Below are 7400 nucleotides of genomic sequence, written 5' to 3'. Positions count from 1 at the left end.
CTCGACCCGGTGCTGGCGGCTGACCGGCTGCGCATGCTGGTCGAGGACAATGGCGGCGCCGTCATTGCAGCAGCAGATCCTGCCCGAATCCCGCGCGCCACCAAGAACCAGGCCGAGATCAACGGCTCGCGCGCCGCGCATCGGCGTGACGGTGCGGCCGTGGCGAAATTGCTGTGCTGGCTGGAGCGGCAAAAACCCGGCTCGCTCGACGAGATCGCTGTCGTCACCAGGCTGGAGGAACAGCGCCGGCGGACCGGCGAGGAAACCCAGATGCCGCTGCGCGACGTCTCCTTCGACACCATTTCGGGCGCCGGCCCGAACGGCGCCATCATGCATTACCGCGTGTCGCGCGCCACCAGCCGCAAGCTGCAGGCCGGCGAGCTGTTCCTGCTCGATTCCGGCGCGCAGTATCAGGACGGCACCACCGACATCACCCGCACCGTGCCGATCGGCCAGCCGACGCAGGAGATGCGCGAACGCTTCACCCTGGTGCTGAAAGGCATGATCGGCATTTCCACCTTGCGCTTTCCCGCCGGCACGCGCGGCTCCGAGATCGATGCCGTCGCGCGCATGGCGCTGTGGAAGCACGGCTGCGACTTCGCCCACGGCACCGGCCATGGCGTCGGCTCGTATCTGGCCGTGCATGAAGGCCCGCAGCGTATCGCCCGCACCGGCACCGAAAAGCTGCTCGAAGGCATGATGCTGTCCAACGAGCCCGGCTACTACAAGGAAGGCTCCTACGGCATCCGCATCGAGAACCTGATCCTGGTGACGCCGGCGCAAGAGATCGAGGGCGGCGACATCGCCATGCACGGCTTCGAGACGCTGACGCTGGCGCCGATCGATACCAGGCTGGTGCAGTCGGACCTTCTGACGCGTGACGAGCTGCATTGGCTGGACTCGTACCACGCGCGCGTGCTGGCCGAGATCGGCCCGATGCTCGACGGCGAAACGCTGGCCTGGCTGGAGAAGGCCACCGCGCCGCTGCCGCACGACGCGAAGATTTGATTTTTCTGAGGCGCCGAGGGCGTGTCGAGATTCAGGTCAGGACGAGCGAAAACGATGGGTTCCGTGAACCGGAGCGAAGCGTACTTTTGGGTACGTGAGCTCAGTTCTACCGCGACGCGGTAGAACGGGGAAGCGCAGGAAGCCGCCGTTTGCAGGCCGTCATCACCTGAATATCGATACGCCCTACCCGACGAACTGCCGCGCCACGATCAATACCGCCGCGCCCGCCAAAAACATCGCCATCAACCCACCGCGCAGCGAAACCACGGCGGTGACCACCAGTGCGGCCCATTCCGCCGGGCCGGCGTTCAACAGCTCGGGCGCTACCAGCGTCGTCAGCACCGCCGCCGGCACGGCATTGAGGCCGGCCTCGACGCGGGGATGGATGGTATCGAAGCGCGATATCACCAGGTGCCCGCCGATGCGCGTCAGATAGGTCGCGATTGCGCCGGCGATAATGATCCAGAAGGTCGTGCTCATGGCCGTGCCTTTACGCCGCTATGGTGGGGAGGCAGGATGACCGCCAGCAGCACACCGGCAACAGCGCCAATCGAGACATGCCAGGGCGAGCCCACGGTCTTGTAGGCGATGATGGAGGCGGCAGCGCTGGCAATGACCACCGGCAGCCACAGAGGCCGCTTGCGGAAGCCCAGCACGAGACCGAGGAAATAGATCGGCAGCAGGAAATCGATGCCCAGCGCGTGCGTGTCGGGGATCAGCTTGCCGAACAGCGCGCCAAGCGCGCTTTCGAGGATCCAGAACAGATAGACAGGCAAGCCAAGTCCCAGATACCAGGCAAAGCCGACCGTCCGGCCCGATTGCGCCCGCGCTTCGGCCACCGCGAATTGCGGATCGGTCAGGATGAAATAACCAAGCGCCTGCTGGATGAGGGGCCAGTGCGCGATGCGCCGGCCGATGCCGGCGGAATAGAGCACGTGGCGGAAATTGACGGCGAAGATCGACAGGACGATCAGCCACGGCGCCACATGCTGGCCGAACAGCTGGATGCCGACCATCTGGCTGGCGCCGCCATAGACCAGCGCACTCATCAGAAAGGCTTCCAGGACCGAGAAGCCATTGTCCACGGCGAGCGCGCCGAACAGCACCGCAAAGGGCGCCGAGGCCACCACCACAGGCATCGACAGCCGCACGCCTTGCCAGAAATCGCTTCTGTCGCCGCTCTCGGAAATTACGTCCGTCGCCATCAACCACTCCTGATGCATGTCGCCCAAAAGGGGGATAACGACATGCACAACAACAAGGGAAGCGCGGTATGTAGGTGGCGCGGCTTGCCGTGTCACACGAATTCGCTTGAGCCAAACGATCAGCGGAAATGATCGCGGGATCGGCTGAGTTAGACGCTTATTCCTTCGGGATCTTGCCCTCGATCGCCCTGCCCCAGTCGAGCAGCGGCTTGGCGCGCAAGGTGAAATCGACGAGTTCGTCGACCAGATCAGCCGTGTGGATTCCCGCCGGATCGATGACATGCTGGACGACAAAATGCCGGTTGCGGATGGCGGCGGCCAGGTCGGCATCGCTGATATGCTCGAAGCCGCGTGGGGTGCGCTTCATACGGCCTTCGGTCTCGAGTTCGAGGCTATTTTTCTTCAACGCCGCAACCATCTTTTGGAATTCGCCCGGCTTTGCCGCGATGGCCTTGCGCATCGCCAGCAGCAGCGCCGGCTCCGGCTGCCACCACGCAATGTCGGCGAAGCAGCGCTCAAGCCCGACATGCACGTAGAACACGCCCTGCTCCATCTTGGTGCCGTCGGGCGACAGGATGGCCGACAAATGCCTGTTGTAGGGCCGCTTGTCCTTGGCGAAGCGCACGTCGCGATTGATCCGGAACAGCGACTTCTTGCGGTCGCCGCGCAGGCCGAGCCCTGCCTTTGCGAAGCGCTCGGTCAGCGTGTCGACCAGATCGCCGAAGGGATCGCGCAATTCCTTTTCGAACAGGTCGCGATTCTCCAGGAACCATTCCCGGTTCTGGTGGAAATCCAGAGCCTTCAGGAACGGAATGGCCTTTGGGCCGAACCCCTTGAATGCGCCTTCCATCACGCCTTGCCGATCCGCGCCAGCCAGGCATCCTCGTCGATCACCTCGATGCCGAGCTCACTGGCAAGCTTGAGTTTGGAGCCGGCGCCCGGCCCGGCGACCACCAGATCCGTCTTCGCCGAAACCGAGCCCGCGACCTTGGCGCCGAGGCGCTCCGCCATGGCCTTGGCTTCGGAGCGCGTCATCTTCTCCAGCGAGCCGGTGAACACGACCGTCTTGCCGGCGACCTCACTGTCGGCCGAGACGGTGACGACATACGGCTTCGGCTTGACCTGCTCGAGCAGCTTCTCAAGCACGTCGTCGTTGCGCTCATTGCCGAAGAAGCCGCGCAGCGCATCGATCACCGTATCGCCGATGCCGTTGACCGATGGGAAGACAGTATGTGGATCCTCCGCGGCCGCTGTCTCCTTGCCGACGCGGATCAGCTCCTCGATGGTCGAGAAGGTGCGGGCAAGCACGGCCGCCGTCGTTTCGCCGATATGGCGGATGCCGAGCGCGAAGATGAAACGGTCGAGTTCCGGCTCGCGGCGCGAGTCGATGGCCGCGAACAGCTTGTCGAGGCTTTCATAGTTGCGATCCTCGACGCTGCGCACATTCTTGCGTGTCTTGCCCGATGCGGCCTCGCGCTGCCTGGCCTGCTCCTCGCGGCGCTCGGCCAGCGCCCTGGTGACGGCCGGACGGCGATCCTTGAGCGTGAAGATATCGGCGGCGGTCTTGATCAATCCCGCATTGAAGAACGTATCTATGTTCTCGGCCCCCAGCCCCTCGATGTCCAGGGCACCGCGCGACACGAAGTGGCGCAATCCTTCCACCGCCTGCGCCGGGCAGATCAGCTCGCCGGTGCAGCGGCGGCGGGAATCTTCCTTGCCGGTCTTCTCGTTGATCTCGCGCGTCGCCGGCGAGCCGCAGATCGGACAGGTATGCGGGAATTCGTATGGCACGGCATCGGCCGGCCGCTTGTCGATGACGACACTGACGATCTGCGGAATGACATCGCCTGCCCGCTGGATCACCACCGTATCGCCGATGCGCACGTCGATGCCGTCGCGGATCGGCTGGCCGGTGCTGTCCAGGCCCTTGATGTAGTCCTCATTGTGCAGCGTGACATTCTCGACCACGACGCCACCGACAGTGACCGGCGCCAGCCGCGCGACCGGCGCCAGCGTGCCGGTACGGCCAACCTGGATGTCGATCTTCTGCACAGTCGTCATCGCCTGTTCGGCCGGAAATTTGTGCGCGACGGCCCAGCGCGGCTCACCGGTGACGAACCCCCATCGGCGCTGCAATTCCAGCTGGTCGACCTTGTAGACGACGCCGTCGATATCATAGCCAAGTGCCGAACGTTGCTCCTCGATCCGATGATAATGCGCGATCAACTCGTCGGCCGATTTCGCCCGCACCATCAGCGGACTGATCTTGAACCCCCACTCGGCGAATTTCTGCACCGAATCATATTGGGTCGGAGCCGGATCCGCTGTCGTATAGCCCCAGGCATAGGCAAAGAATTTGAGGTTGCGGCTGGCGGTAACGGACGGATCCTTCTGGCGCAGCGAACCGGCCGCCGTGTTGCGCGGATTGACGTAGTCCTGGCCGCCGACCGCCGCCGACCGCTGCTTCAACGCCTCGAATTCCGCATAGGTCATGTAGACCTCGCCACGGATCTCAATGGTTTCGGGCCAGTCCGAACCTTTCAGCCTCGCTGGAATATCGGCAATCGTCTTCAAATTGGCGGTGATGTCTTCGCCGACGGCGCCGTTGCCACGCGTTGCGCCCTGCATGAACACACCGTTTTCGTAACGCAGCGAAGCCGAAAGCCCGTCGATCTTCGGCTCGGCCGTGAAGGCGATGTCGAGCTCCTTGTCGCGATCGAAGAACCGCCGGCCGCGTTCGATGAAATCGGCGACGTCATCGTCGGTATAAGCCTTGGCAAGGCTGAGCATCGGCACCGCATGGCGCACCTTGGTAAAGCCTTCCGCGGGTGCCGCACCGACCCTGAGCGATGGCGAATCCTCGCGCACCAGCGCTGGAAAGCGCTCCTCGATGGCAAGGTTGCGCCGTGCCAGCGCATCGTATTCCGCGTCGGTGATAATAGGCGCGTCTTCGGTATGGTAGCGCCGGTCGTGCTCGGCGATCACTTCCGCCAGACGCTTCAGCTCGGCTTCGGCCTCGCTTTCGGTCAGGGCATCGACTGGTTTTTCGGACATGGTTTTGCACCTGGCTGCTGTTGGCCCGGGACAATAGATCAGGATTCGGATGGAAGGGAGCTGAATTCTGACAAAACCACGCCGAAACAGCGGGATGGAGCCATATGCTGACTCTGTTGCAAAGCCCGGATTTTCACTGGTCGGCGAACCGTAGGTGGTGGGTCAGTCTGAAATCCCATCGGTCACTGAGCACTCAATCGCGTCGGACCGTGCATCGACGAACAGTCGGGTTCCATCTGTGAATTCAATCAGTACTTCTGCCGCACGAAACCGCCAAACGTGGATCACCATTTTTCCTGAGAGAAGTTTTGTCAATTCGACAGTTTCCTCTTCCAAATCCATCGGATTCTCCTAAGCCGCTGAGTGTTTCTTATACGGCCCGCGAACCGTTGGCTTCTCGGCTTCCTTTGCTTCGATCCACTGCCGAACCATGCGCCATCAGGACGCCGCGATGTTCTCGCGCAGCAGTCGCTCGGCGGCGGCGCGGGCCTCGTCGGTGATCGTGGCGCCGGCCAGCATGCGCGCGATCTCCTCTTGCCGCGCCGGCCGGTCCATCTCGGCAATGCCGGTCGCGACACGGTCGGTGGTGCCGGATTTGGAGATCAGGAAATGCGTCGCCGCGCGCGCCGCCACCTGTGGCGCGTGCGTCACCGACAGCACCTGCACGCGCTTCGACAGCCGCGCCAGCCTTTGGCCGATGGCGTCGGCGACAGCGCCGCCCACGCCGGTGTCGATTTCATCGAAAACCAGCGTCGGCGCCGAGCCACGGTCGGCCAGCGCCACCTTCAGCGCCAGAAGGAAGCGCGAAAGCTCGCCGCCGGAGGCCACCTTCATCATCGGCCCGGGCCGCGTGCCTGGATTGGTGCGCACCCAGAATTCGATCTGGTCAATGCCCTCTTCCATGCGGCTCTCGGCATCGCTCTTCATTTCCACGATGAAGGCCGCGCGTTCGAGCTTCAGGGCCGGCAGTTCCGCCATGACCGCCTTGGTCAGGCCGACCGCCGCCGCATGACGAAGCGAGGACAGCTGTGCGGCTGCGATGTCATACGTCTCGCGTGCCGCGGCGGCCTGCTTTTCCAGCCCGTGCAGGCGTTCCTCGCCGGCGTCGAGGTCGGCGAGATCGGCCGACATCGTGTCGCGCAGTTGCGCCAAATCGTCGACGGCGACGCTGTGCTTGCGTGAGGCCGCGCGCAACGAGAACAGCCGCTCCTCCGCTTTCTCCAGCCGCTGCGGATCATATTCGGTGGCGCGCAGTGCGGCCTCGACGCCCGATTGGGCCGCGTCGAGCGACAGCATCGCCTCGTCGAGCGACTTGACCACGTCGTCGAGCAGGCCTGGCGCCTCCGTCACCTTGCGTTGCAGCCGCCTCAGCAGGCTGGCCAGTTGCGGCAAGGGCGACGACGGGCCGGACAGCACATCCTGCGCGTCATGGATTTCGGACGCGATCTTCTCGGCCCGCATCATCGACGCGCGCAGTTCGGCAAGATCGGTCTCCTCACCCGGCTGCGGATCGAGCTTTGTCAATTCCGCCACCGCCGCACGCAGATAGTCGGCCTCGCGCGCCGCCGCCGCCACCTTGGCACGGTGGCGCGACAACTCCTGCTCGCAGGCGCGCCAATGCCGCCATGCCTCGCCAGTCGAGCGAACGGCGCCGAGATGGCCGCCGAAAGCATCGAGCACCTCGCGGTGAGCGCCGGGATCGACCAGAGCACGTTCATCGTGCTGGCCGTGGATCTCGACCAACGCGCGCCCGACATCGCGCATCAAGGTGACGCTCGAAGGCTGATCGTTGACGAAGACACGGGTACGGCCGTCCGCGGTCTGAAGGCGGCGCAGGATGATGTCGCCGTCATCCTCGATGGCATTGTCGGCTAGCAGCGCACGGGCCGGATGATTGCGCGGCACGTCGAAGACGGCGATAACCTGGCCTTGCGCCGCGCCATGGCGCACCAGCGACGCGTCACCGCGCGCACCAAGCGCCAGCGACAGGGCATCGAGCAGGATGGACTTGCCGGCACCGGTTTCGCCGGTCAGCACCGAAAGACCCGGCTGGAAGTCGATATCCAGCTTCTCGATCAGGACGATATCGCGGATCGACAGTCTGGAGAGCATCAGAACCCGAATCTAGGACGG

The 7400-nt window shown here is 64.1% G+C and carries 7 protein-coding genes; 1 reads left to right on the top strand and 6 read right to left on the bottom strand.

Features of this window, described 5'->3' with window-relative positions; translation table 11 throughout:
* The coding region (locus EN884_RS18640) for a M24B family metallopeptidase (RefSeq protein ID WP_128360669.1) at positions 1 to 1008 on the top strand (1008 nt) is incomplete at its 5' end.
* A gap of 183 nt (positions 1009 to 1191) precedes the next feature.
* Here EN884_RS18640 and EN884_RS18635 read toward each other — a convergent pair.
* The 6 genes from EN884_RS18635 to recN all read right to left on the bottom strand — a co-directional run bounded on the left by EN884_RS18635 (position 1192) and on the right by recN (position 7379).
* Positions 1192 to 1488 carry an AzlD family protein gene (locus EN884_RS18635; protein ID WP_013530970.1) on the bottom strand — a complete coding sequence of 99 codons (297 nt, stop codon included), beginning with the start codon at positions 1486 to 1488 and terminating at the stop codon, positions 1192 to 1194.
* On the bottom strand, positions 1485 to 2213 hold the full coding sequence (locus EN884_RS18630) for an AzlC family ABC transporter permease (RefSeq protein WP_063168301.1): 729 nt from the start codon (positions 2211 to 2213) through the stop codon (positions 1485 to 1487). The genes EN884_RS18635 and EN884_RS18630 overlap by 4 nt, the downstream gene beginning before the upstream one ends.
* Before the next feature lie 157 nt (positions 2214 to 2370).
* Entirely contained in the window at positions 2371 to 3063 is a 693-nt protein-coding gene (locus EN884_RS18625) for a TIGR02453 family protein (protein ID WP_063168302.1), read from the bottom strand.
* The gene (gene ligA / locus EN884_RS18620) at positions 3063 to 5267 is read right to left on the bottom strand and encodes an NAD-dependent DNA ligase LigA (RefSeq protein ID WP_063168303.1); all 2205 of its coding nucleotides are present in this window, start codon (positions 5265 to 5267) and stop codon (positions 3063 to 3065) included. Before ligA ends, EN884_RS18625 begins: the two co-directional genes overlap by 1 nt.
* A 162-nt stretch (positions 5268 to 5429) precedes the next feature.
* Complete coding sequence (locus EN884_RS18615) at positions 5430 to 5609, bottom strand: hypothetical protein (RefSeq protein ID WP_063168304.1); 180 nt, start codon at positions 5607 to 5609, stop codon at positions 5430 to 5432.
* Positions 5610 to 5705: 96 nt separating this feature from the next.
* Positions 5706 to 7379, bottom strand: coding sequence for a DNA repair protein RecN (recN, locus tag EN884_RS18610; RefSeq protein ID WP_063168305.1), 1674 nt, complete (start codon positions 7377 to 7379; stop codon positions 5706 to 5708).
* Between the last annotated feature and the right edge of the window lie 21 nt (positions 7380 to 7400).

Source organism: Mesorhizobium sp. M7A.F.Ca.AU.001.01.1.1 (genome assembly GCF_004022735.1).
Classification (GTDB): domain Bacteria; phylum Pseudomonadota; class Alphaproteobacteria; order Rhizobiales; family Rhizobiaceae; genus Mesorhizobium; species Mesorhizobium ciceri.
This window is presented reverse-complemented; position numbering and strand designations above follow the sequence as displayed.

Excerpts from the sequence above, each read along its gene's own strand:
- EN884_RS18635 (WP_013530970.1), bottom strand. The coding sequence starts at position 1,488 with ATGAGCACGACCTTCTGGATCATTATCGCCGGCGCAATCGCGACCTAT.
- EN884_RS18630 (WP_063168301.1), bottom strand. The coding sequence starts at position 2,213 with ATGGCGACGGACGTAATTTCCGAGAGCGGCGACAGAAGCGATTTCTGG.
- EN884_RS18625 (WP_063168302.1), bottom strand. The coding sequence starts at position 3,063 with ATGGAAGGCGCATTCAAGGGGTTCGGCCCAAAGGCCATTCCGTTCCTG.
- ligA (WP_063168303.1), bottom strand. The coding sequence starts at position 5,267 with ATGTCCGAAAAACCAGTCGATGCCCTGACCGAAAGCGAGGCCGAAGCC.
- EN884_RS18615 (WP_063168304.1), bottom strand. The coding sequence starts at position 5,609 with ATGGATTTGGAAGAGGAAACTGTCGAATTGACAAAACTTCTCTCAGGA.
- recN (WP_063168305.1), bottom strand. The coding sequence starts at position 7,379 with ATGCTCTCCAGACTGTCGATCCGCGATATCGTCCTGATCGAGAAGCTG.